The sequence below is a fragment of the Nocardiopsis sp. CNZ308 genome, assembly GCF_004217075.1.
In genome coordinates this window covers 292,568-315,588 of record NZ_SHKJ01000001.1, presented here as the reverse complement: position 1 = coordinate 315,588, position 23,021 = coordinate 292,568, and the positions used below count along the sequence as shown (strand labels likewise).

The following is a 23,021-nucleotide window of genomic DNA, read 5'->3' as shown; positions in this document are numbered from 1 at the left end:
TGAACCGGGTGCGGGGGTGGGGGTGCCAGGGCCTCTTGCGGGCTGTGGACAACCCGATCCGGTGTGCGCGGACGCTGTCGGGAAAGTAGGACGTTGGGCACCTGCGCTCTGGTGATGAGCGGCGACACCATGTCGTAAGCTGGAAGGCACGAGTACTATGACGCGCTGCTACTGCTCAAGGTGGCAGCGCTTTTGAGTGTTGACGGACGGGTTGGATGACTGAGGACAGCCGATCGGGAGACCGCGAGGACTCCGGAGCCAACGAGCGCGGCGGTTATCGCTCCGGTGGACCTGGTGGTCGGGGACGCGGTGACGGACCCCGCGCCCGGTCCGGCTACAGCGGTTCCAGAGATGACAGAGGTCGTGACGACCGGCGCGGAGGATACCGCCGTGACGACCGTGACCGCGGGGGCTACCAGGGTCGCGACGAGCGTCGCGGCGGTGGTGGTTTCCGGGGCCGTGACGAACGACGCGATGACCGCGGCGGCTTTCGCAGCGAAGGCGGCGGAGAGCGCCGTGACCGCCGTGACGACCGTGGTGGTTTCCGCGGTGGGGACCGCCGGGATGACAGGGGCGGCTTCCGTAGCGGAGAGCGCCGCGACGACCGCGGGAGTTTCCGCGGCCGCGATGACCGCGACCGCGGCGGGTTCCGTGGCGGGGACCGTCGCGACGACCGCGGCGGGTACCGCGGCCGGGACGACCGGGGAGGCTCCCGTGGCGGTGACGACCGCAGGGACGACCGCCGCGAGGACCGGCGGGATGATCGGGGCGGCTTCCGCGGCGGGGACCGCGACCGCGGCGGCTTCCGAGGCCGTGACGACCGTGGTGGTTTCCGCGGCGGGGACCGCCGTGACGACCGCGGCGGGTTCCGCGGTGGGGATCGCCGTGACGATCGCCGAGGCGGCGGGTTCCGCGGCCGCGACGACAACAGGGGCGGCGGCTTCCGAGGCCGGGACGACCGGCGTGACGACCGCCGTGCGCCGCGCGAGGACCGCGACCCGGCCGACGTCGCGCCCCAGCTCCCGGCGGAGGTCAGCTACTCCCAGCTGGACCCCGAGACCAGGCGTGACCTCCACTCGCTGCCCAAGTCGCTGGCCGAACTGGTCGGCAAGCACATCGTCGCCGCCGGCATGCTCCTGGACGAGGACCCCGAGCGGGCCTACGCCCACGCGGCCTACGCGCGCCGCAAGGCGTCGCGCGTTCCCGGCGTCCGCGAGGCCTCCGGTGTGGCGGCCTACACCGTGGGCAAGTGGCAGGAGGCCCTGTCCGACCTGCGCGCCGCACGCCGGATGAGCGGACGCGACAACTTCCTCGCGATCATGGCCGACAGCGAGCGCGGCCTGGGCCGTCCCGAACGGGCGCTGGAGATCACCAACGACCCGGCAGCCAAGGACCTGGACGCCGCCGACCGCATCGAGCTGCGCATCGTCGCCTCCGGGGCCCGCCGGGACATGGGCGACACCAAGGCCGCCCTGGCCGAACTCCAGGTACCCGAGCTCAAGGAGAGGCGCGCCCGTCCGTGGGTCGCCCGCCTCTTCTACGCCTACGCCGACGTCCTGGAGGAACTGGGCCGCGAGGACGACGCCCGCGAGTACTTCTCGCGCGCCTCGGCCGTGGACAGTGACAGCGTCACCGACGCCGACGAGCGGCTGGCCGCCCTGGAGGGGATGGAGCTGGTCGACTACGACGCCGAGGACGGCATCGTCTGGACCGACGCCGAGGAGCAGGAACCCCTGGAGGAGCCGCAGGAGGACGCGTCCCCGCGCGACCGCGACGAACGGCACCGCGACCGTGAGGACCGGGACTGAGCCCCTTCCACGGAACCGGTGGTACCGCACCGCCGGGCGGAGACGCTCCGCTCGGCGGTGCCGTCGTGCGCCTGGGGGTCCTCCCCGAGGTCCACGACTCCGTGGTGTGCCTGACCTACACCGGTGACCGGCCCCTGCTGGTGCGCAACCGGCGCCGGGCCTGGGAGTTCCCCGGCGGTCACGCCGAACCGGGGGAGACCCTCCAGGACACCGCGCGCCGCGAGGCCCGGGAGGAGGCCGGCGCCACCCTCGGCGACATCCGACCCGTCGGCCACTACGTGCTCTCCGGCGGTCACGTCACGGTGGTCACCCACGCGCAGGTGACCGCGCTGGCCCCGCTGACCGGGGAGTTCGAGACCGTGGAGGTGCGGGCCTTCGACGTCCTGCCCTCCGACGACCAGCTCTCCTGGGCGGACGGACTCTACGCCCACCTGCTCCGGGCGCTGGGGCTGCCCGGGGCCCCGCCGGAGCCGTCCGCTAACCCCTGAGCCGCCGGACGTAGACGGTCTCGGAACCGACCGGGGCGTAGCCGAGCCGCCGGTTCGCGGCCAGCATCGGCGCGTTGTCCTCGTGGTTGCCGGTGTAGGCGTAGCGCATGCCCCGTTCACGCGCCCGGTGCAGTGCCGCGGCCTTGGCGTACCCGGCCAGACCGCGCCCCCGGAACTCGCGCAGGGTGCCGGTCATGGACGACTCCATCCGGGTCTCCCCGTCGCTGACGTAACAGGTGATGGCGGCCGGTACGCCCTCGACCAGTGCCAACAGGGACAGGTCCGGTGCGCGGAGCGGGTGCTCCCACACGTCCTTGCGCCACCCCTCGTAGGAGGGGAACCAGGAGTCCGCGCCCGGCTCGTCCAGGCTGGCCAGCCTGTCGACCTCGTAGATCTCGCGCGGGTCGTCGGCGTAGTCGCTGAAGGGACGCAGCTCGACGCCCTCGGGAGCCTTCGGCAGGGCGGGTAGCGCGGCCAGGTCCAGGCCCAGGACGCGGTGGGTGTCCTCGGGCGTGTACCCCCGCTCCAGCACCGTCCGCCGGAAGGCCTCGCCCCCGGTCTGGACGCCCTCCTCGGCGGCCTCGGTCCGCAGCACCTCGGCTCCGCCCTCGACGAGGTGGCGCTCGGAGGCGTCCAGCAGGCGCGCGCCCACGTCCGTGTCCCGGTGGGAGGCGGCGACCGTGGCGAGGAGGGACCGGCCGCTGCGGGGGCCCTCACCGCCGCAGCGTAGCGCTGAGCGCAGGAAACCCACCGGGGTCCCGTCCTCCACCGCGAGCAGGGTGGTCTCACGCACGCCGGACAGGGGGTTCTCCGCCCGCCAGCGCATCGCTTCCTCGGTCAGCACGCGGCAGGGGTGGACGGCGCGCAGGAGGGGGAGGACCCGGGGGATGTCGGCCCGCTCCATGGGGCGGATCTGAGTCGTCATGGGGGTGAGACTAGGTCCGGGGTCCGGTGGGCGCACCCGGTTTTTCCGCGGGCCGCGCGCCGCGCCCGGCGGTCGCGCGGCCGCCGGGACCGGTCAGGAGCGCTCCTCCTCCGCCGCCGCCCGGGCCTCGGCCTGTTCCCGGGCGAGCCTGTCCAGCCAGTGCACGATGCCGGACACGTTGGCCTCCGCGCCGCTGAGGGTGTCCAGGATCGCGGCGGACTCCGCGGGCAGCCCCGGCGGCGTCGGCGCGTAGCGCGAGACCACCTTGTCGCGCACCATGGCGATCGCGTGGTCCAGGTCGCCGGTGCTGCCGTGGGACTCGCGCACCGTCTCCACCCACAGCCGGAGCTCGGACTCGGCCCGGTCGAGGGTCTCGGGGACCGAGGTGACCGCGCCGAAGTGGGAGAACATCAGCCGCTGGGCGTCGATGTCCCCGAACAGCCGCAGGGTGCGCAGGCACGCCTCCATGTCGAAGTCCGGCGGCGGCGTGGCCGGGCTGACCTCTCCGGTGAGCGGCTTGTACACGCCCAGCGCGTCGCCGACGTACAGGTCGCCGGTGAGGGTGTCGACCAGGCCCATGTGGTGCTTGGCGTGGCCGGGGGCGTAGTGCGTCACCAGGCGGCGTCCGCCGCCCAGGTCGATCTCGCCGGTCTCGGCCACCGACCGGATACGGGTCGCCTCGGTGGGGTTCATCCGTCCGAACAGGCTGTCCAGCCGGTCGCCCCACACCATCTCGGCGCTGCGCATCAGCCTGCTCGGGTCGGCCAGATGGCGGGCGCCGCGCTCGTGCACGACGATCTCGGCGTTGGGGAACAGGGCGGCCATGTCTCCGGTGCCGCCCGCGTGGTCCAGGTGGATGTGGGTGACCACGATGGTGGCCAGGTCCGCGGGCGCCAGCCCGAGACGGGTGACGGCCTCGTGCAGGACCCGCGCGGAACCGGCGGTGCCGACTTCGACGATGCAGGGCCGTTGGGAGCGGATGAGGTAGCTCGACACGATCCCCGGGTATCCGGCGAGCATCGTGTCGATGGCGAAGATGTCGTCGCCCAGCGGGGTGATCCCCTCGGGCAGACCGCTCACGTCCACGTCGTCGTGCACTGCAAGCACCCCTGTTCCTCGGTCGTCGTGGGGTTCGGCGGGACCGAACCGGACAGGATCCGACTCTAGGACAAGGGTGTCACGGCTGGTCGGGGCGGGGCTCGGCCCGGTCCTCGCCGGAGGGGGCGCGCGGAGCGCGGCCGGTGCCGGGACGGGTTGTCCACAGCCTCGCGCCGGGCCTTTCGCCCGGACCCTCGCCGGGGGATCCTGGTGGGAGAGCGCACGCCCCCGCCGCACGCGGATGGCCGGACCTTCGGTTCCCCGCCCCGCGCCCCTGCTCCGCGTCGCGCCCGTCTCCTCGCTCTTCACCCCATGGGAGGACGTCCACATGCAGCAGGAGTCCGCGGTCGCACCGAGCCGGACCGCCCCCGACACCCCGTCCCCGCGGCAGGACCCGTGTGAGTCCGAGCACCGCAACGAGATCCTCGTGGCCGGGCGGATCACCGCCCGGCCCCTCATCCGCGAGCTGCCCAGCGGCGACCGGTTGGCCACCTGGCGGATCTGTGTGGCCCGCCCCCGCGACAGCCGCTACCGCGGGCGCCGGTCCGACTCGATCACCTGCACCAGTTTCGACCGCGACCTGCACGAGGGGATACGCACCTGGCGGCTGGGCGACGTGGTCCGGATGACGGGGGAGCTGCGCCGCCGCACCTGGCGCGGCCGGGAGGGCGTACGCAGCGTGTGCGAGGTGGAGGCCAGGACCGCGACCCTGGTCCGTGCGGCCGAGGGCCCCGCGGCCGCCGGGGCGGTGCGGCGGTGAGGGCCCGCCGCGCGGGCTCACCAGCCCAGGCGGGACAGAGCCTCGCGTGCGGCCGGGCCGGACGGGTCCGCCGCCCGGTCCGCCCAGACCGCGGCGCACAGTGCGCGCAGCCCGTCCAGCCGGTCCCCGGCCCCCTCGACGCGTGGTGCGCCGCCGGTGACGGTCACCGTCCACCCCGCGCAGCGGGTGCGGTCGCCCTCGCGGACGACGGCCGGGTGCGTGTGGTTCATGCTCGACAGGTCCCACGCCAGGTAGCTGGGGCGCTGGTGCTCGGGTGCGGCGAGGGCGTCCATCGGGGTGGCCACCCCCGTCAGCACCAGCATCCCCGCCGCGCCGTGGGCGGTAGCGCCCTCGATGTCGGTGTCCAGCCGGTCGCCCACGATCAGCGGGTTGCGCGCTCCGGTGCGCAGGATGCCCTCCTCGTGCAGCGGACGCATGGGCTTTCCGGCGACGACGGGTTCGACCCCGGTGGCGTTGGCGATGACCCGGACGAAGGACCCGTTGCCGGGGGTCAGGCCCCACTCGCCGGGTGCGGTGGCGTCGTTGTTGCTGGCCACGTAGAACGCGCCGCGCCGGACCGCGACCGTGCCCTGGTCGAGCAGGTCGCGGGTCATGTGCCGGGAGTAGCCCTGCACCACGGCCACCACCGAGGGGCTGTCGACCGACACCGGGCGCAGTCCCATCCTGCGCACCGCCTGGCGCAGCGCGGTGTCGCCCACCACCAGTACGTCCGAACCCGCGGGGTGGTGTTCGCCGACCAGGCGGGCGGCGGCCTCCGCGGAGGTCACCACGTCCTCGGGTGCGGCGCCCACGCCCAGTTCGGTCAGGTGCTCGGCGATGCGCGCCGGGGTGCGCCCGGCGTTGTTGGTCACGAACGCCACCCGCGCTCCGGCGGCCCGCGCCTTGCCCACCGCCTCCGGCGCCGCCGGTACGGCCCGCGGGCCGATGTAGACGACCCCGTCCAGGTCCAGGAGCATCGCGTCGTGGATCTCGTTCAGGGGGCGGTCTGCGGCGAGCAGGGACATGGCGGGGAACCCGTTCCGTGTGATGGCGGTGGTCGTCTCCCAGGCTATGGCGCGGGTCCCCTCGGCCGGGACCGTCCGTCCGGGGCCGGGATGTGCGCTGTGTCGCTGCCCCACCGGCACCGCTGCGGGCACCGGATCCTCCGGGGCGGGGGTCACCTGTCCCGGTTCACGGTCATCCAGCTGGACGCGAAGGCCACCGCTCCAGGGAGGGAGAACAGCCGTGCGGTGGCCTCGCCCACCGGGCCCGAGGTCACGGCCCCGGTGCTCTCGAAGTCGGCGCCCAGCCGCGCGAAGTCCTCCTCGTCCAGGAGCACGTCGGTGAAGTCCACCCACGTCCGGCCGCCGTCCGGGGTCAGGACCGCGCACCCGGACCGCTCCAGGCGGGGCCGGGGGACGCGGTACTCGGCCAGGTGGAAGGCGGTGCAGGAGTCGAACCCCGTGCCCAGCAGCAGGACCTTGGCCCGGACGCGTTCCAGCGCGGCGAGCGGGGAGTCCTCGCCCAGGCGGCAGCCGACCGGGTGGTGTGCCATGAGGTCGCGGGCGCGGCGGCCCAGCGCGGCGAAGGAGGTCTGCGGGTTCGCGCTGCGGACCGCTCCCGGCCAGGTGCGCACCATCTCCGGGACACGGCCCATGTACCTGCTCGGTGTCAGGCGCGGGTCGAATCCGGGCGCCTGCGCGCGGATGACCGGCCACCAGTCCTCGGGGACCGGGGGGTCGCGCCATCCGGCGGGGTCGGTGTTGTCCATGGTCTGGGTGGGCACGACGAGCGTTCCCCCGGAGCCGACGGCGTCCATGAGGGCCTGCACGAGGGCCTGCTCACCGCCGCACACCCAGCCCAGCGCGCTGAGGGAGGTGTGTACGAGGAGGGTGTCGGCGGGTGCGACCCCCAGCGCGGTCAGGTCGCGGGCAAGGGAGGCCCGGGTCTGGGGTCGGCCGGGGTTCTTCGTCTCGGCGGGCACGTTGGGGACTCCTCGGCTGGAAGGGAACGGAGCAGATCACCATGGGTACAGCAGGCGGCCGGTGCCGGGCCAGTGGATATGGGGCGGCCGGGTCCGCGGGGAGGCGCGCAGGGGGGCGGGGGTGGGGAAAACCCCAGGATGCGCTTACGGTCGGCACCGTGGCCGCGGGCGGGCCGCGCCGAGCACGATGGTCCCCATGTCCCTGACCAGAATCGCGGCGGCGGGCCTGGCCGCCGCCCTCCTGCTGCTCACCGCCGCCCCCGCCCGGGCCGAGGTCCCCGACACGGACCCGGGTGCGCTGACCCCCGAGGCCGTGGACGCCTACGTGTCCGACTACCTGGACGCCTCGCCCTTGCCGGGGGCCGCCGTCGCCGTGACCCGGGGTACCGAGGTGGTGCGCGCGGCGGGCTACGGCACCGACTCGGCGGGCGGGGCGATCACCGCCGACACCCCCATGGGTGTGGCCTCGGTCAGCAAGGCCTTCACCGCGCTCGCCGTCATGCAGCTCGTGGAGGACGGCGCGCTCGCGCTCGACGACCGGGTGGCGCGGCACCTGCCGGGGTTCACCCTCGACGACCCGCGCGCCGACCGCGTCACCGTCCGCCAACTGCTCACCCACACCTCGGGGATGTCCGACACCGCCTTCCGGGAGAAGAGCGCCCCCGCGGCCGAGGACCTGGAGGGGGCGCTCGCCAGGATGGCCGACTCCGGGCTGGCCGCCGATCCGGGCACCGAGTTCCACTACCACAACCCCAACTACCACGTCGCGGCCCGGCTGGTGGAGGTCCTCAGCGGCCGGGCCTTCGGCGAGTACCTGGACGAGCGCGTGTTCACGCCGCTGGGCATGGACGACACCGTCACCGTGGACACCGCCGGGGAGGTCTTCGCGGCGGGGGTGGCCCCGGGGCACGTCGCCGTCCTGGGCGCGGCCGTCGCGGTGCCCGAGCCGCGGAGCTACTTCAACGGCGCGGGCGGCATGGTCACCACCGCGCACGACATGGCCCGCTGGCTGGTCGCGCAGAACAACGGGGGACGGGGAGCCGACGGCGCCCGCGTCCTGTCGGAGGAGGGGATCACCGCCACCCACACCCCGGTCGGCGGCGCGGGAGGCGACACCGCGCTGGGCTGGAACGCCGGGGAGAGCCCGGCGGGCGCCCCCATGGTCTCGCACGGGGGCATCCAGTTCACCTACACCGCCCACCAGGCGCTGCTGCCCGGGAGCGGGTACGGCGTCGCGGTGATGGCCAACACCGGGCTGGGCAGCGCCGACGCCTCCGCGCTGCTGCACGGGCTGGTGGCCCTGGCCGAGGGCGGGGAGCCCGCCGCGCCGACCGCTCCGGTGCTGTTGGCGCTCGACCTGGTCCTGGTCGCCCTGGTCGGGCTGACCGGCTACCTCGCCCATCGGGGTGTGCGGCGCGCCGGCGCCTGGGCGGAGGCCGCCCGTGCGCGCCCCCGGTGGCGCGGCGCCGTGCGCCTGCTGCCGGGGCTGGCCGTCATCGCCGCGGCCGTGTTCCCGAACCGGTTGGCGGCGCTGCTGGCCCAGGGCCGTGACATGACCTGGGGACAGACGTTCTACCTGGCCCCCACCGCCCTGGCCCTGCTGGTGGCCGCCGCGCTCGCCTTCGCCGTGGTGTACGCGGCCCGGGCGGCCCGCCTCGTCGGAGCGCGGCGGTCGGCCCGGGGCCGCTCCCTCAGTCCAGGAGACGCATGACCAGACCCGTGCGCGGTTTGGGGCCGAACGAGGTGGACTTGCGGGGGGTCAGCTCCCCGCGGTCGGCCACCGCGTACACCTGTTCCACGCGCAGCGCGGGCACGATGACGGCCGTGCCCTTCCCGTCGCGGGCGGCCGCGACCGCCTCGGCCGCGTCGTCGTGCACCATCCGCACCCGCTCCTCCGGCACCTCCCACAGCGGCAGCAGCACCTGGTGCAGGGCGGCCGTGGACAGGTGCCGCCACTGCGGGGAGCGGTCGGGCATGGCCCGCTCCAGCACCCGCTCGTCGAAGCCGTGCACCAGGTGGGCGTCGCCCTCGGCGGAGACCAGCAGCAGGGCGGGCGCCTCCGCCCGGTCCAGGGCGTGTGCGTGGGGGCCCGCGACCCGTTCCACGGAGGCCACCGTGCGGGCGGCCTCGACCGCGGCGTCGGTGTCCAGGCCGGGGAGCACCCGGTGGATGGCGCCCAGCCGGGGCGGGTGGGTGTCGCTGTCCACGAGCAGGGCCAGCCCGTAGCGCCAGCCCGGGGCGTCGTGGGCGGCGCGCAGGCGCCGGTAGGCGGCGTAGCGGTGGTGTCCGTCGGCGATCAGCGCGGACCGGCCCGCCAGGTCGGCGCTGATCCGGCGCAGCACGGCGGGGTCGGTGACCGCCCACAGCCGGTGCTCGGCTCCGTCTCGGGTGCGCGCGTGCGTGAGCGGGGCGCCCGCGACCGCCTCGGTGGCGGCCGACGCGTACCCGTCGCCGCCCCGGTAGACCAGGAAGATCGGTTCGAGGTTGGCCCGGGCCAGGCCCATCAGGTGGAACCGGTCGCGCACCGGCGGGTCGGCCACGTCCTCGTGCGGGCGTACGGCGGGTTCGGCGCCCTCCTCGGGCAGGCGCAGGTTGCCCACCAGTCCGCGCTGGCGCCGCCCGTCGGCGGTGACCTGCTCGTACACGTACAGCGCCGGTCGCGCGTCCAGCGCGAGCACACCGTCGTCGATCCAGCTGCGCAGCAGGTCGGCGGCCGTGCGGTAGCGGCGCGGCACGGACCTGCCCGTTCCGGCGGGGCTCTGGCGGCTCAGCTCGAAGGGCAGGGTGACCCGTGCGGCGTTGTGCGGGTCGGAGCGCTGGAGCGCACGCGCCTCGTCGGCGTCGGGGATGTCGTAGGGAGGGGCCAGGAGTCGTGCGAGGTCGAACTCCCCGTCGACGAAGCGGTCCGCGTCGGGGTCGGCGTAGCGCAGACCGCGGAAGGGCGCCAGTTCGAGAGGTTGGCGTGGCATCCCAGCACGGTACCCGTCGCCGTTCGCCGGTCGGGCGCCGCGCGGTCGGCTCAGAGGAGTTTCCGCACGCGCAGCAGGTCGCCGACGCTGGCGTCGATCCTGACCCGGCGGCCGAACACGGCCTTGGCCGCGTCCAGGCGGTCCTCGGCCAGGGCCACCAGGTCCTCGCTGGCCACGGTGATCCGCACCTGTGCGCGGGGCGCGGGCCGGTCCGCGGGGCGGTGGGTGATGTCGACCAGGCCGTCGAGGGTGAGCCGCATGTCGAAGACGGTCTCCAGGTCGGGGACCTCCACGCTCAGGGAGCGTTCACGGATGTACTTGCGGCGCTTCTCGTCGGATTGGGCGAGGATGCGCTGGTTCACCTTCTCGATGCCGGTGAGACACGTGTCGATGCTGCTCATGGCCACATCATGCCCCAGGCGCCGGGCGTTCGCGTCCTTGTGGTGCCATCGGGACGAATGGGGCGGTCTTGGGAGTTCGCGTGTCAACGCCGGTTCGGTCCCGGTAGCGTTGGCCACGGCCCCCCGTCGCGCAGCGGTTCGCCCTGCCCGCGCCCCCTTCCTCTTTCGCGGTCCCATCAAGGAGCACTTGTCATCATGGTCGTCGACGCGGTACGCACCTACCTCGATGCCGCCAGTGGCCTCACCGAACTCTCCCGCAAGCAGGCCGTCGCCGCGGCCAAGGCCCTGCTCAGGGCGAACGGTCCCGCCGCGCCGGTCGCGGCGGAGGGGGAGAGCCTGCCGCCGCGGGTGGGGCAGAGCATCCAGAACCTGGCCGGGGAGCTCATCGAGACCAGCCAGGCCAACCGCGCGGCCCTCGCCGACCTGGTCCGCTCCGAGGTCGGGCGCCAGTTGGAGCGGATGGACGTCGTGCCGCGCGCCGACCACGAGCGGCTGGTGCGCCGGGTCGCCGAGCTCGAACGCCGCCTGGCCGCCCGCCACGCGGTCGAGCGCGTTCTGGCCCCCGTCGAGGCGGGCGCGTCCTCGCCGGTGCGCCCCGCGGCCGCCGCGCAGACCGACGGTTCCCAGGCCGAGGTGTCCACCGGGGCCGGGGAGGGCGCCGCGGCCGAGTCCGAGGAGCGCGGCTCCGGGGCCCAGGCCGGATCCGGCGCAGCCGCGACCGAGGGGGAGGCGAAGGCCACCGGGGTCCGGGACACGCGGGAGGCGGCCGACGGCGGCGCGGAGGCCTCCGCGGACGCCGCGGGCACCGCGGCCGACGACGGGGCCGACGCCCAGGACGCCGACAGGGCCGCGGCCAGGAAGCCCCGTACCGCGGCCAAGACGGCCCGCGCGCGCACCGCCGCCAAGCGCACCACCAAGAGCAGGGGCACCACGAAGAAGTAGAGTCGGACCAGCGAGAACACCGGGAGAGGCATGGACCCCAACGAGCAGGCCCAGGCACTGGCCGAGCAGACCCTGCGCAGCACCAGGGAGCGGCTGGCGTCGCTGGAGTCCCTGCCCACCGCCGAGCACGTCGCGGTCTTCGACACCCTGCACCAGGAGCTGTCCGGGGTGCTCGGTGCGCTCGACCAGGGCGCCGGCGCCCCCGAACAGCCCCGGTATCCTCGGTAACCATGGCAAAACGCACCCGGCTCGACGCGGAACTGGTCCGCCGCGGGCACGCACGCTCCCGTGGACACGCCGCCGAGATCATCGAGGGCGGGTTCGTCAAGGTCGCGGGGATCGTGGCCTCCAAGGCCGCGACCCAGGTCGGCCAGGACCAGCCCATCGTGGTCCGTCCGCCCTCCGACGAGCCCCCCTACGTCTCCCGCGGCGCCCACAAGCTCATCGGGGCCCTCGACGCCTTCGAGTTCGACGTCACCGATCGGCGGGCGCTGGACGCGGGCGCCTCCACCGGCGGGTTCACCGACGTGCTGCTGCGCCGCAGGGCGGCCCACGTCACCGCGGTGGACGTGGGCTACGGCCAGCTCGCCTGGTCGCTGCGCAGCAACGACCGCGTGCGCGTGATGGAGCGGGTCAACGTCCGTGAGCTCACCCCCGAGCAGATCGGCGAGCCCCGCCCCGACCTGGTCGTGGGCGACCTGTCGTTCATCTCGCTGCGCCTGGTGCTGGGGGCGCTGCGGGACTGCGTGGCCGCCGACGCCGACTTCCTGCTCATGGTCAAGCCCCAGTTCGAGGTGGGCAAGGACAAGGTCGGCGCCGGGGGAGTGGTCCGCGAGCCCGCGCTGCGCGCCGAGGCGGTCTCCGACGTGGCCGCGCACGCCCTCACCCTGGGGCTGGGCACCGTCGGCGTCACCGCCAGCCCCCTGCCGGGCCCCTCCGGCAACGTCGAGTACTTCCTGTGGATGCGCGCGGGGGCCGCGCCCCTGGACCCGGACGCGTTGGCCCGGGCCGTGGAGGAGGGGCCGCGTTAGCGACCGTGGCGAGCGTGTCTCAGGAGTCCGGTAACGTGACCCGGCCGGGTCGGCGAACGCCCCGGCCAGCACTTCAGACTCCCCGCCGGGGAGTGAACGTAAGGGGACGGCGATGACCAGCGGACGCAGTGTTCTCCTGCTGGCCCACACCGGTCGGCCCGCCGCGGTACGCAGCGCCCAACTGGTCCACGAGAGCCTGAGCCGGGCCGGGCTGACCGTGCGCATGCTCAAGAACGAGATCGAGGAACTGGCCGCGGAGGACTGCGTGCTCTCCCCGGTCGAGGTCGTGGAACCGGCGGAGGCGGCCCGGGGCGTCGAGCTGGTCATGGTGCTCGGCGGCGACGGCACCCTGCTGCGCGCCGCGGAGATCGCGCGCCCGGCCGGGGCGCCCCTGCTGGGGGTGAACCTGGGCCACGTGGGGTTCCTGGCCGAGGCCGAGCGCGAGGACTTGGGCGCGACCGTGCGCAGCGTCGTCAACCGCGACTACGACGTCGAGGAGCGCATGACCCTGGACGTGGCGGTCTTCAACGGGGGCCGGGGCGACGGGAGTCCGCCCGTGCGCAACTGGGCGCTCAACGACGCGACCCTGGAGAAGGGCGAGGCACGCCGCATCCTGGAGACCGTCCTGGAGATCGACGGACGTCCGCTCTCGCGCTGGGCCTGCGACGGTGTGGTGTGCGCCACCCCCACGGGTTCCACCGCGCACGCCTTCTCCGCGGGCGGCCCGGTGGTGTGGCCGGACGTGGACGCCCTGATGGTCGTGCCGCTCAGCGCGCACGCCCTGTTCGCGCGGCCCCTGGTGGTGGGGCCGAACGCGACCGTGGCCCTGGAGGTGGTCCCGGCCACGGCGCCGGGCGTGCTCTGGTGCGACGGACGGCGTATGGTCGAATTGCCCGCGGGGGCACGAATCGAGATCACCCGTGCCGACACGCCGGTTCGGCTGGCCCGGCTGCACCGGGCGCCGTTCACCGACCGGCTGGTGGCCAAGTTCGGATTGTCGGTCGCCGGATGGCGGGGCCGTAGCGAGCACGGCCGCTGACCGGCCCGCGCGGCCGGGTGTGTCGTGCGCGCGTGTGGGCAGTGGCGTCAACTACAGGAGAGGGATCGGTGCTCGAAGAAGTCCGTATCCAGGGGCTCGGAGTCATTGACGACGCCGTTTTGGAGTTGTCACCGGGGCTGACCGTCGTCACCGGCGAGACCGGCGCGGGAAAGACCATGGTCGTCACCGGGCTCGGACTGCTCTTCGGCGGGCGGGCCGACCCCCAGCGCGTGCGTCCGGGCGCGGACCGGGCCGTGGTGGAGGGGCGCCTGACCGTCCCCTCGGGCGGCCGGGTGGCCGCCCGGGTGCTGGAGGCGGGGGGCGACATCGACGACGACGTCCTGATCCTCACCCGCGCGGTGTCGGCCGAGGGCCGCTCGCGCGCCACCATGGGCGGCCGGTCCGCCCCGGTGAGCCTGCTCGCCTACCTCGCCGACGACCTGGTCGCCGTGCACGGCCAGTCCGACCAGCAGCGCCTGCTGCGCTCGGACCGGCAGCGCTCCTCCCTGGACCGCTTCGCGGGCGAGCCGCTGACCAAGGCGCTCAAGCAGTACACCGTGGCCTACCGGCGCCACCGGGAGGTGTCGGCGGAGCTGGAGGAGCTGGTGGAGCAGGCGCGCGAGCGCGCCCAGGAGGCCGACATGCTCCGCTTCGGCGCGGAGGAGATCGCCGCCGCCGAGCCCCAGCCCGGTGAGGACGCCGAGCTGCTCGCGGAGGAGACGCGGCTGGCGCACGCCGACAGCCTGCGCGTGGCGGCCACCACCGCCCACGAGGCGCTGGCCGGGGATCCGGCCTCCGACGTGGAGGTGGACGTGGCCGCGCTGCTCTCGGCGGCCCGGCAGGCCGTGGCGGCGGTGCGTGAGCACGACGCCGAGCTGGCCGCGATCGGCGAGCGGTTGGACGAGGCCTCCTACATCCTCACCGACGCCGCCACCGAGCTGGCCTCCTACGCCGAGTCGGTGGACGCCGACCCCGCCCGTCTGGCCCTGGTGCAGGAGCGCCGCGCGCTGCTCACCTCGCTCTCGCGCAAGTACGGCGCGACCACGGACGAGGTGCTGGCCTGGGCCGAGAACGCGGCCAAGCGGCTGGCCGACCTGGAGGGCGACGACGAGCGCATCGACGCGCTGCGCGCCGAGGCCGACGAGCTGCACGAGCGCATGGAACTGTTCGCCGCCGAGCTGACCCGTGTGCGCACCGAGGCCGCCGACCGCTTCGGGGAGGCCGTGACCGAGGAGCTGACCGCGCTGGCCATGCCGCACGCCCGCGTGAGCGTGCGCATCACCACGGGTGAGGAGTTCGGCCAGCACGGCCGCGACGAGGTCGAGGTCCTGCTGGCCCCGCACCCCAGCTCTCCGCCCCTGGCCCTGCACAAGGGCGCCTCGGGCGGTGAGCTCTCGCGCGTGATGCTGGCCATCGAGGTGGTCTTCGCCGGTGCCGACCCGGTGCCCACGTTCGTCTTCGACGAGGTGGACGCGGGTGTGGGCGGCAAGGCCGCGGTGGAGATCGGCCGCCGGCTGGCCCGGCTGGCCCGGCGCGCGCAGGTCATCGTCGTCACGCACCTGCCGCAGGTCGCGGCGTTCGCCGACGCCCACCTGGTGGTGGAGAAGTCTACCGAGGGCCTGGTCACCGAGAGTGGTGTGGTGCGGTTGGACCGCGGGGGCCGGGTCCGGGAGCTGTCGCGGATGCTCGCGGGGCTGGAGGACTCCGAGCTGGGCCGTGCGCACGCCGAGGAGCTGCTCACCAACGCCGATCCGGAGCGCGCCTATCCGGCCGCCTGAGCTGGGCGCTGTGTACACGTTCGGAACGGATGTGTGACCTTCTGGCGTTTCGGGGTAGTGGGCGGGCAGGTCGCCGTGGTCGTCCCGGAACGGGGTGAGGTCGGCGGTCTCGACCAGAACACGCCGATCTCACAGCTGTGATGACTCTCCGTAGGGGAGTTCTGACAGTATGCCAGCGATGAAGGTATCGGATGCGCTCAGCGCCACAGTCATGCGGTTCCGCCGCACCCGGGCGGACGCTCCCACAGGGCTGATCGCGCCCGTCCGCTCGGACCGGCGCACCAAGAACCTGACCAAACGTCTGCGACCGGGCGACATCGCGGTCATCGACCACGTCGACCTGGACCGCGTCAGTGCCGAGGCCCTGGTGGGCTGCGGTGTGTCGGCGGTCCTCAACGTCGCCACGAGCATCAGCGGCCGCTATCCCAACCAGGGGCCGGAGATGATCGTGGACGCGGGGATCCCCCTGGTCGACGACGTCGATCCCGAGGTGTTCACCCGCGTCCGCGACGGCGAGCGGCTCCGCCTGGAGGGCGCCACCCTGTACCGCGGCGACGAGGTCGTCGCGCGCGGCACCCTCCAGGACCAGGGGACCGTCAGCGCGGCGATGGAGGAGGCCCGCGCGGGGCTGGCCACACAGTTGGAGGCCTTCGCGGCCAACACCATGGCCTACCTCCAGCACGAGCGCGACCTGCTCCTGGACGGCATCGGCATCCCCACCATCGAGACCGACATCGAGGGCCGCCACGTCCTCATCGTGGTCCGCGGCTACCACTACCGGGAGGACATCGCGGCGCTGCGGCCCTACATCCGCGAGTTCCGGCCGGTCATCATCGCCGTGGACGGCGGGGCGGACGCGGTCATGGAGGCGGGGTACAAGCCCGACATCATCGTCGGCGACTTCGACTCGGTCTCGGACCGGGCGCTGGCCAGCGGGGCCGAGCTGGTCGTGCACGCCTACCGCGACGGCAGGGCCCCGGGCCTGCCCAGGCTCACCGACCTGGGGCACGGCGCGGTGGTCTTCCCCGCCACGGGCACCAGCGAGGACGTGGCGATGATGCTCGCCGACGGCGCGGGCGCCGCGCTCATCGTGGCCGTGGGCACCCACGCCACCCTGGAGGAGTTCCTCGACAAGGGCCGGGCGGGGATGGCCAGCACCTTCCTGACCCGGCTGCGGGTGGGCGGCAAGCTCGTCGACGCCAAGGGCGTCAGCCGCCTGTACCGCTCACGCATCTCCCCCTGGGCCCTGCTCGGGCTGGTCGCGGCCTGCCTGCTCACCATCGTGGTCGCCGCCTACAGCTCACCGGCGGGCCAGGTCTACCTCACCTTTCTCGCGGCGCGCTGGGACGCGCTCTCCTACTGGTTGACAGGGCTGTTGACGTGATCGATTTCCGCTACCACCTGGTGTCCATCGTCGCGGTGTTCCTCGCGCTCACCGTGGGGCTCGTCCTGGGGACCACCATGCTCCAGGACCCGCTGCTCAACACGCTCCAGTCCGAGACCGCCGACCTGCGCAGCCAGAGCGAGGAGCTGCGCGCCGAGCGCGACGCCGCCGACCAGGTCAACGCCGGGGCCGACCGGATGGCCGAGGCCGTGTCCGACGACACGCTCGCCGGTCTGCTCACCGGCCTCGGTGTGGTGGTGGTGAGCGCTCCCGGAGCCGACACCGAGACGGCCGACGCCCTGGCCGGGCGCGTGGAGCAGGCGGGCGGCGAGGTCGTCGGCCGGGTCCAGATCAGCGACGCCTTCCTGGACGGCGGCAACGCCACCTTCGTCGACGAGTTGGCCCTGCAGATCACCCAGGACCCCCAGGACCTGTCCGGCAGCCCCCACGAGAAGGCGGGCGCCGAGATCGGCCGCGCCCTGGCCGCGGCGGAGGAGGACCCCTCAGGGGAGGGGGGCTCCGATGACGAGGAGGCGTCCCCGTCCGAGTCCCCGTCCGCCCGGGCGGGGGAGGGCGGTGACGGCGGCCACGACCCGGCGGCCGTCCTGGAGGCCTTCACCGAGGGCGGGCTCATCACGGTCGAGGGAGACCCCGCTGAGTCCTCCGACGCCGTGGTCGTCCTCGCGCCCTCGGGCGGGTCCTCGCCCGAGGGCCAGGACCCGCAGACCGCCAACGCGGTGCTGAACACGATCACCACGGCCCTGCACCAGGAGGTCGGCGCCACCGTCGTGGCCGGTGACGGGCCCTCCGCCCGGGGCGAGGGGATGCTCGCGCAGGCGCGCGCCGCGGAGGCGGCCTTCGCCACCGTGGACGTGGCCAGCCGCCCGATGGGCGAGGTCATCACGGTCCTGGCCCTGGCCGAGAACCTGAAGGAGGCCGGGGGGGCGTACGGCATCGGCGAGGGAGTGGCGGGCTTCCTCCCCGACCCGCTGCCCGAGCCGCGCGAGGCCTCCGAAGACTCCGAGGACTCCTCCGATGCCTCGCCGGAGCCCACCGGGAGCGACGGCGCGAGCGACGCGGGCGGCGGCACCGACGAGGTCCGCCGCACCGTTCGGGACGGGGAGTGACACCGTTGACCGCCCCCGTCCCCCTCGCGGACCCCGGGTCCGCCGCCGCGCGGTTCCTGGCCCAGGGCCTGACCGGCGCCCTGCTCGGAGCCGCCGCGGCCTCCACGGCCTACTCCCTGCTCACCCGGGGCCGTGCCACCGGGCACGGAGCCGTCCCTGCCGCCGGGCCCGGCGGCAGGGACGCGTTCGTCGCACCGGGCACGCCCGTCGCCCCGCAGGCACCTGACACATGCGATGTTTCCGGCATGTCAGCCGCACCGCGTACACCGGATGCGCCGGACGCGTTCGGCACGCCAGGCGTGTCCGGCATCCAGCGCGCACCTGAGGCCACGAGTCCGTCCGGCACGCCACGCGTGTCCAGCACACTCGTCACCACCGACGCACCACGCACCCCCGCCGTGTCGGGCGCACCCGGCGCCCCTCGCGCGTCCGTCGCTCCGCGCGCACCGGGCGCACCGGACCCGTCCGGCGGGGCAGAAGCGACGGACGTGTGGCTGCGCACCAACTTCCGCGGACGCAGCGTCACCCTGCGCCAGGGGCCCGCGCTGGCCTGCGGCGTGTGCGCGGCCGTCCTGCTCGTGCCCGGCCCCGGCCCGCGCGTGCGCGCCGCCTCCGTGCTGGCCGCGGCGGGCGCCGCCGCCTTCGGGGTCTACGACGACCTGGCGGGCTCCTCCCGGGCCCGCGGCCTGCGCGGGCACCTGGGCGCCCTGGCGAGCGGCCGGGTCACCACCGGCATGGTCAAGATGGCGGGCATCGGGGCCACCGGGGTCGCCGCCGCCCGCCTGCTGCGCCGCTCACCGCTGGACACCGTGCTGGACGGGGCGCTCATCGCCGCCAGCGCCAACCTGCTCAACCTGTTCGACCTGCGCCCCGGACGCGCGGCCAAGGTCGCGCTGTTCGCCGCCGCCCCCGCCCTGGCCTCCCCGGCCGCGCCGCTGCTGGGCCCCGTCGTGGGCGCCTCGGCCGCGCTGCTGCCCGACGAGCTCGCCGAGCGCTCCATGCTCGGCGACGCCGGGGCCAACGCCCTGGGCGCCGCCCTGGGCGCGGCCGTCGCGGCCCGGGCGCCCCGCCCCGTGCGCGCGGCCCTGCTCGCGGGGGTCGCCGCCCTGACCCTGGCCAGCGAGCGCGTCAGCTTCTCCCGCGTCATCGACCGCGTTCCGGCCCTGCGCCGCCTCGACCGCTGGGGCAGGCGCGAGTGAGACGGCCACGGTGTCCCGTACCATCCAGGGGGTGACGCGCGGAGTAGGCACGGCGGCGGCGCTCATCGCGGTGGTCACCGTGGGGGCCAGGCTGGCGGGGTTCGGACGCACCGTGGTCTTCTCCCAGACCGTCGGCGACACCTGTCTGGGCACCGCCTACGTCACCGCCAACCAGCTGCCCGCCGTCCTGTTCGAGATCGTCATCGGCGGGGCGCTCACCGCCGTGGTCGTCCCGGTGCTGGCCGCCGCCGCCGAGCGCGGCGACCGCGAGCAGGTGCGCCACACCGCCTCGGCGCTCATCACGTGGGTCCTGCTGCTGGCCGTGCCGCTGGCGGCGCTGCTCGCCCTGGTCTCGGTTCCGGCGATGTCGCTCATGCTGGGCGCGGGCCAGGGCTGCGACCGGGGCGCGCTGCTCGGGCTGTCCGCCCGCATGCTCGCGGTCTTCGCCCCGCAAATCGTCCTCTACGGCCTGGCCTCGGTGCTCTACGGCGTCCTGCAGTCCCACCGCCGCTTCCTGGCCCCGGCCCTGGCCCCGCTGGTGTCCAGTCTGGTGGTCATCGCCGCCTACGTGGCCTTCGTGCCGCTGGGAGCCGACCACCGCCAGGACGTGGCGGGCCTGCCGCTGGCGGCCGAGCTCGCCCTGTCCCTGGGCACCACCGCCGGGGCGGCGGCGCTCTTCCTCACGGTCGTGGGGCCCGCCCGGCGGCTGCGGGTGCGGCCCCGGCCGCGCCTGACCTTCCCGCCCGGGGTGGGCGGGCGCGTGCGCTCCCTGGCGCTGGCCTCCCTGCTGCCGCTGGCGGCCATGCAGCTGTGCCTGCTGCTGTTCGTGGCCCTGGCCAACCGGGGCGGCGGCGCGGGCGCGGCCGTGCTCCACACCTACGCCTGGGCCCTGTTCACCCTGCCCTACGGGGTGATCGCGGTGCCCATCGCCACCAGCGCGTTCACCGCCCTGGCGGTCGCGCACGCCGAAGACGACCGGCGGGGGTACGCCTCCCTGGTGGCGGGCGGCGCCCGCGCCTGCGTGGTGGTCACCGCGGGGGTGGGCGCCGCCCTGGCCGCCGCCGCGGCCCCGGTGGCCCTGGTCTTCGCCCAGCACGATCCGCTGACCCTGGAGCGCGCCCTGCTCGCCTACGCTCCCGGCGTGGCGGGCTTCGGGCTGGTGGCCCTGCTCAGCCGGGCCCTGTACGCCTCGCACCACGGGCGCCTGGCCGCCACGGCCCAGGTGGTGGGGTGGCTGGTGGTGATGTTGTGTGCTGTGGTGTTGGTGTGGATGTTGCCGCAGGGCTGGTCCATCGCCGGGCTGGGCGCGGCCAGCACGGTCGGCCTGAGCCTGGCCGCGGCCCTGCTGTGCGCGGCGGTGGCGCGCACGCACGGGCGCGCGGCCCTGACGGGTGTGGCGCGCTCGGTACTGGCCGCGGCGCTGGGCGGTGTGGTCGGGTGGACCGCGGGGCGCGCGGTGGCCGCGGCCCTGCCCGCGGACGGCGTGTGGCAGACGGTGGCGGCGGCCGCGGTGGCGGCGACGGCGGCGCTGGCCGCCTACGCGGCCGTCGCGGCGGTGGTGGACCGTCCGGCGGTGCGTGCCGTCGCCGACCGGGTCGGGACCGTACTCGAACGCAGGAGGGAGAGGCGTTGAACGCCAGGATCGCGCTGGTCATCGGTACCAGCAGTGGAGGGGTGGGCCGCCACGTGCGCTCGCTGGGCGCGGGCCTGGCCGCGCGCGGCCACCGGGTGGCGGTGCTGGGCCCGGCCTCCGCCGAGCGCGAGTTCGGCTTCACCTCGGAGGGCATGCGCTTCTCCCCGGTCGGCATCGGAGCGGCGCCCTCCGCGGGTGATCCCGGCGCGGTGCTGCGCCTGCGCGCCCTGACCCGGGGCGCGGACGTGGTCCACGCGCACGGGCTGCGGGCCGGGGCCCTGTGCGCGCTGGCCGGCGCCTCTCCGCTGGTGGTGACCGCGCACAACGCGCCGCCGCTGGTGCGGGGGGCCCTGTCGGCGGCCTACCCGGTGCTGGAGCGGATCGTGGCGCACCGCGCGGACGTGGTGCTGGGGGTGTCGGGCGACCTGGTGCGCAGGCTGCGCTCGGTCGGGGCGCGCGACGCGCGGCTGGCGGTGGTGGCCGCTCCCGAGACCGGCGCTCCGGTGAACGGGCGCGAGGCCACCCGGGCCGACCTGGCGGTGCTGCCGGAGCGGCCGCTGCTGCTGACCGTCGCCCGCCTGGCCGAGCAGAAGGGGTTGGACATGCTCCTGGCGGCGGCGCCGGCCATCGCCGACCGCCGCCCCGAACCGGTGGTGGCGATCGCCGGGGACGGGCCCCTGTGGGGGCAGCTGCACGACACGGCCGCGGAGATGCGCGCGGACGTGCGCATGCTGGGGCACCGCGCGGACGTGGCCGACCTGCTGGCGGCGGCGGACGTGTTCTGCCTGACCAGTCAGTGGGAGGGGCCCTCGCTGGTGATCATGGAGGCGCTGCGCGCGGGGCTGCCGGTGGTCTCCACGCGGGTCGGCGGCATCCCGGACCTGTACTCGGGGACGGTGCTGATGGTGCCGCCGGGGGATCCCGCGGCCTTCGCCGCCGCCGTGGGCCGGGTGCTGGACGACCCGGCGCTGGCCGAGGACCTGCGGGCGCGCTCGCGCGAGGCGGCCAAGGCGCTGCCGAGCGAGGAGGACGCGGTGGAGGCCGCCGCGTGCGTGTACAAGGCGGTGCTGCGGAGGTGAGGCGGGACGCGCGGGGGCCCGGGGGCGGGATGGCCCCGGGGTCGGGTGGACCTGTCCCCGGGGTGCGGTCGATGCTACCTCCACCGGGACTTCACCTCGCGGGGGTGGAGATGTCATCCTGGACTACGGTCCGGTGTGTGCCGCCCACGGTGCGGTACCGGTATCCTGGCCTGACACGTGAGGGGAGTATCCCTGTCGCGGCGGTGTCGTCATCACGGCGGACAATGTCGTCCTCCCGGTGCCGCCGGTTCGCAGCGCTCCGCTGCGAGCGGGAGAGACCTCCGGTGGTTCGACGTGCGTGCACACCGCTCGCGCGCACTGACCGGAGGAGAGACCGTCCGTGAACGTTCCCTTGTGGTTGTGGGCTGCCACCATCGGCGCCATGGTCGCCATCCTGGTGATCGACCTCATCATCGTCGACCATCCCTGGAGCAAGACGAAGGGCCCCCAGGAGTTCGGCATGAAGCAGGCCGCCTGGTGGGCGGCCTTCTACATCGGCATCGCCATCATCTTCGGCTTCGGTGTCTGGTACTTCGGCGGAGGCGCCGCGGGCGCCGAGTACTTCGCCGGGTTCGTCACCGAGAAGAGCCTGAGCATCGACAACCTCTTCGTGTTCTACCTTCTGATGGGCTCCTTCGCGGTGCCCAGGAAGTACCAGCACGAGGTCCTGCTCGTCGGCATCGTCATCGCGCTGGTCATGCGCGGTATCTTCATCGTCCTGGGCGCCCAGGTCATCAACGCCTGGAGCGAGGTCTTCTACCTCTTCGGCGCCTTCCTGATCTACACCGGTTACAAGATCGTCCGCGACCACATGAAGGGCGACGAGGAGGAGAAGGACTTCACCCAGACCCCGGTGGTCCGCCTCCTCAAGCGCTTCTGGCCGGTGACCGACGACTACCACGGCGCCAAGCTCACCGTGAAGCTCGACGGCCGCCGCCACATCACGCCGATGCTGATGGTCATCGTCGCGATCGGCATGATCGACCTGGTCTTCGCCGTCGACTCCATCCCGGCGATCTTCGGTCTGACCCAGGACGCCTACATCGTCTTCACCGCCAACGCCTTCGCCCTGCTGGGCCTGCGCCAGCTGTACTTCCTGCTGGCCGGTCTGATGGACCGCCTGGCCTACATCAGCTGGGGCCTGTCGGCGATCATGGTCTTCATCGGCGTCAAGATGATCCTGCACGCCCTGCACGAGAACGGCGTGCACGTGCCCGAGGTCGGCATCGGCCTGTCGCTGACCGTCATCCTGGGCATCATGACCATCACCATCGTCGGCAGCCTGGTCAAGTCCCGCGCCGACGAGCGCAAGAACCCCGAGCTCAAGACCGAGCGCGACCCCTCCGTCGACTCCCCGGCGGACCGCTCCTGAGCGG

General features: G+C 74.5%; 22 protein-coding genes. 15 read left to right on the top strand and 7 right to left on the bottom strand.

Annotated elements, in window-relative coordinates:
* Positions 1-155: 155 nt before the first annotated feature.
* On the bottom strand, positions 156-1,115 hold the full coding sequence (locus EV372_RS29210; RefSeq protein WP_130394473.1) for a hypothetical protein: 960 nt from the start codon (positions 1,113-1,115) through the stop codon (positions 156-158).
* A 15-nt stretch (positions 1,116-1,130) separates the two neighbouring features.
* Here EV372_RS29210 and EV372_RS29205 point away from each other — a divergent pair, with 15 nt between their 5' ends.
* The gene (locus tag EV372_RS29205) at positions 1,131-1,808 is read left to right on the top strand and encodes a hypothetical protein (RefSeq protein ID WP_130394471.1); all 678 of its coding nucleotides are present in this window, start codon (positions 1,131-1,133) and stop codon (positions 1,806-1,808) included.
* Positions 1,809-1,873: 65 nt separating this feature from the next.
* The gene (locus tag EV372_RS01335; protein ID WP_130394469.1) at positions 1,874-2,296 is read left to right on the top strand and encodes an NUDIX hydrolase; all 423 of its coding nucleotides are present in this window, start codon (positions 1,874-1,876) and stop codon (positions 2,294-2,296) included.
* Here EV372_RS01335 and EV372_RS01330 read toward each other — a convergent pair.
* Together EV372_RS01330 and EV372_RS01325 are read right to left on the bottom strand one after the other, a co-directional pair.
* Positions 2,286-3,221 (bottom strand): GNAT family N-acetyltransferase, encoded by a 936-nt coding sequence (locus EV372_RS01330; RefSeq protein WP_130394467.1) that lies wholly within the window; start codon positions 3,219-3,221, stop codon positions 2,286-2,288. The genes EV372_RS01335 and EV372_RS01330 overlap by 11 nt on opposite strands.
* A 93-nt stretch (positions 3,222-3,314) precedes the next feature.
* A complete protein-coding gene (locus EV372_RS01325; protein ID WP_197044477.1) occupies positions 3,315-4,319 on the bottom strand; it encodes an MBL fold metallo-hydrolase in 1,005 nt (334 codons plus the stop codon).
* A gap of 328 nt (positions 4,320-4,647) precedes the next feature.
* Between EV372_RS01325 and EV372_RS01320 the strand changes: the two genes are divergently transcribed.
* Entirely contained in the window at positions 4,648-5,079 is a 432-nt protein-coding gene (locus EV372_RS01320; protein WP_130394463.1) for a single-stranded DNA-binding protein, read from the top strand.
* A 17-nt stretch (positions 5,080-5,096) separates the two neighbouring features.
* Here EV372_RS01320 and EV372_RS01315 read toward each other — a convergent pair whose 3' ends face one another.
* Positions 5,097-6,104, bottom strand: a complete 1,008-nt coding sequence (locus EV372_RS01315) for an HAD-IIA family hydrolase (RefSeq protein ID WP_130394461.1) — start codon at positions 6,102-6,104, stop codon at positions 5,097-5,099.
* A gap of 152 nt (positions 6,105-6,256) precedes the next feature.
* Positions 6,257-7,063, bottom strand: a complete 807-nt coding sequence (locus EV372_RS01310) for an AAC(3) family N-acetyltransferase (protein WP_130394459.1) — start codon at positions 7,061-7,063, stop codon at positions 6,257-6,259.
* A gap of 187 nt (positions 7,064-7,250) precedes the next feature.
* On the opposite strand from EV372_RS01310, the gene EV372_RS01305 reads away from it, so the two are divergent.
* Positions 7,251-8,774 carry a serine hydrolase domain-containing protein gene (locus tag EV372_RS01305; protein WP_130394457.1) on the top strand — a complete coding sequence of 508 codons (1,524 nt, stop codon included), beginning with the start codon at positions 7,251-7,253 and terminating at the stop codon, positions 8,772-8,774.
* On the opposite strand, the gene EV372_RS01300 is transcribed toward EV372_RS01305, so the two are convergent.
* Together EV372_RS01300 and EV372_RS01295 are read right to left on the bottom strand one after the other, a co-directional pair.
* A complete protein-coding gene (locus tag EV372_RS01300; protein WP_130394455.1) occupies positions 8,755-10,032 on the bottom strand; it encodes a DUF1015 family protein in 1,278 nt (425 codons plus the stop codon). The genes EV372_RS01305 and EV372_RS01300 overlap by 20 nt on opposite strands.
* Before the next feature lie 50 nt (positions 10,033-10,082).
* The gene (locus EV372_RS01295) at positions 10,083-10,433 is read right to left on the bottom strand and encodes an SCP2 sterol-binding domain-containing protein (RefSeq protein ID WP_130394453.1); all 351 of its coding nucleotides are present in this window, start codon (positions 10,431-10,433) and stop codon (positions 10,083-10,085) included.
* Positions 10,434-10,628: 195 nt separating this feature from the next.
* On the opposite strand from EV372_RS01295, the gene EV372_RS01290 reads away from it, so the two are divergent.
* From EV372_RS01290 to EV372_RS01240, 11 genes are all read left to right on the top strand, one after another.
* The gene (locus tag EV372_RS01290) at positions 10,629-11,375 is read left to right on the top strand and encodes a membrane fusogenic activity family protein (protein ID WP_130394451.1); all 747 of its coding nucleotides are present in this window, start codon (positions 10,629-10,631) and stop codon (positions 11,373-11,375) included.
* A 30-nt stretch (positions 11,376-11,405) separates the two neighbouring features.
* Positions 11,406-11,603: a hypothetical protein gene (locus EV372_RS01285; protein ID WP_013154045.1), complete on the top strand. Its 198-nt coding sequence runs from the start codon at positions 11,406-11,408 to the stop codon at positions 11,601-11,603.
* Between the two features lie 2 nt (positions 11,604-11,605).
* The gene (locus EV372_RS01280) at positions 11,606-12,406 is read left to right on the top strand and encodes a TlyA family RNA methyltransferase (RefSeq protein ID WP_130394449.1); all 801 of its coding nucleotides are present in this window, start codon (positions 11,606-11,608) and stop codon (positions 12,404-12,406) included.
* Positions 12,407-12,518: 112 nt separating this feature from the next.
* Positions 12,519-13,445: an NAD kinase gene (locus EV372_RS01275; protein ID WP_130394447.1), complete on the top strand. Its 927-nt coding sequence runs from the start codon at positions 12,519-12,521 to the stop codon at positions 13,443-13,445.
* A gap of 68 nt (positions 13,446-13,513) precedes the next feature.
* Entirely contained in the window at positions 13,514-15,223 is a 1,710-nt protein-coding gene (gene recN, locus EV372_RS01270; RefSeq protein WP_130394445.1) for a DNA repair protein RecN, read from the top strand.
* A 211-nt stretch (positions 15,224-15,434) separates the two neighbouring features.
* A complete protein-coding gene (gene steA, locus EV372_RS01265; RefSeq protein WP_130398698.1) occupies positions 15,435-16,607 on the top strand; it encodes a putative cytokinetic ring protein SteA in 1,173 nt (390 codons plus the stop codon).
* A complete protein-coding gene (locus EV372_RS01260; RefSeq protein ID WP_130394443.1) occupies positions 16,604-17,734 on the top strand; it encodes a copper transporter in 1,131 nt (376 codons plus the stop codon). Before steA ends, EV372_RS01260 begins: the two co-directional genes overlap by 4 nt.
* A 398-nt stretch (positions 17,735-18,132) precedes the next feature.
* Positions 18,133-18,933, top strand: a complete 801-nt coding sequence (locus EV372_RS01255; protein WP_486484141.1) for a hypothetical protein — start codon at positions 18,133-18,135, stop codon at positions 18,931-18,933.
* A 10-nt stretch (positions 18,934-18,943) separates the two neighbouring features.
* A complete protein-coding gene (murJ, locus tag EV372_RS01250; protein ID WP_130394439.1) occupies positions 18,944-20,566 on the top strand; it encodes a murein biosynthesis integral membrane protein MurJ in 1,623 nt (540 codons plus the stop codon).
* Positions 20,563-21,645, top strand: a complete 1,083-nt coding sequence (locus tag EV372_RS01245) for a glycosyltransferase family 4 protein (protein WP_130394437.1) — start codon at positions 20,563-20,565, stop codon at positions 21,643-21,645. Before murJ ends, EV372_RS01245 begins: the two co-directional genes overlap by 4 nt.
* A 340-nt stretch (positions 21,646-21,985) precedes the next feature.
* Positions 21,986-23,017: a TerC family protein gene (locus EV372_RS01240; protein ID WP_130394435.1), complete on the top strand. Its 1,032-nt coding sequence runs from the start codon at positions 21,986-21,988 to the stop codon at positions 23,015-23,017.
* Positions 23,018-23,021: the final 4 nt, after the last annotated feature.

Excerpts from the sequence above, each read along its gene's own strand:
- EV372_RS29205 (WP_130394471.1), top strand. The coding sequence starts at position 1,131 with ATGCTCCTGGACGAGGACCCCGAGCGGGCCTACGCCCACGCGGCCTAC.
- EV372_RS01330 (WP_130394467.1), bottom strand. The coding sequence starts at position 3,221 with ATGACGACTCAGATCCGCCCCATGGAGCGGGCCGACATCCCCCGGGTC.
- EV372_RS01320 (WP_130394463.1), top strand. The coding sequence starts at position 4,648 with ATGCAGCAGGAGTCCGCGGTCGCACCGAGCCGGACCGCCCCCGACACC.
- EV372_RS01315 (WP_130394461.1), bottom strand. The coding sequence starts at position 6,104 with ATGTCCCTGCTCGCCGCAGACCGCCCCCTGAACGAGATCCACGACGCG.
- EV372_RS01305 (WP_130394457.1), top strand. The coding sequence starts at position 7,251 with ATGGTCCCCATGTCCCTGACCAGAATCGCGGCGGCGGGCCTGGCCGCC.
- EV372_RS01300 (WP_130394455.1), bottom strand. The coding sequence starts at position 10,032 with ATGCCACGCCAACCTCTCGAACTGGCGCCCTTCCGCGGTCTGCGCTAC.
- EV372_RS01295 (WP_130394453.1), bottom strand. The coding sequence starts at position 10,433 with ATGAGCAGCATCGACACGTGTCTCACCGGCATCGAGAAGGTGAACCAG.
- EV372_RS01290 (WP_130394451.1), top strand. The coding sequence starts at position 10,629 with ATGGTCGTCGACGCGGTACGCACCTACCTCGATGCCGCCAGTGGCCTC.
- EV372_RS01285 (WP_013154045.1), top strand. The coding sequence starts at position 11,406 with ATGGACCCCAACGAGCAGGCCCAGGCACTGGCCGAGCAGACCCTGCGC.
- EV372_RS01280 (WP_130394449.1), top strand. The coding sequence starts at position 11,606 with ATGGCAAAACGCACCCGGCTCGACGCGGAACTGGTCCGCCGCGGGCAC.
- EV372_RS01275 (WP_130394447.1), top strand. The coding sequence starts at position 12,519 with ATGACCAGCGGACGCAGTGTTCTCCTGCTGGCCCACACCGGTCGGCCC.
- steA (WP_130398698.1), top strand. The coding sequence starts at position 15,435 with ATGCGGTTCCGCCGCACCCGGGCGGACGCTCCCACAGGGCTGATCGCG.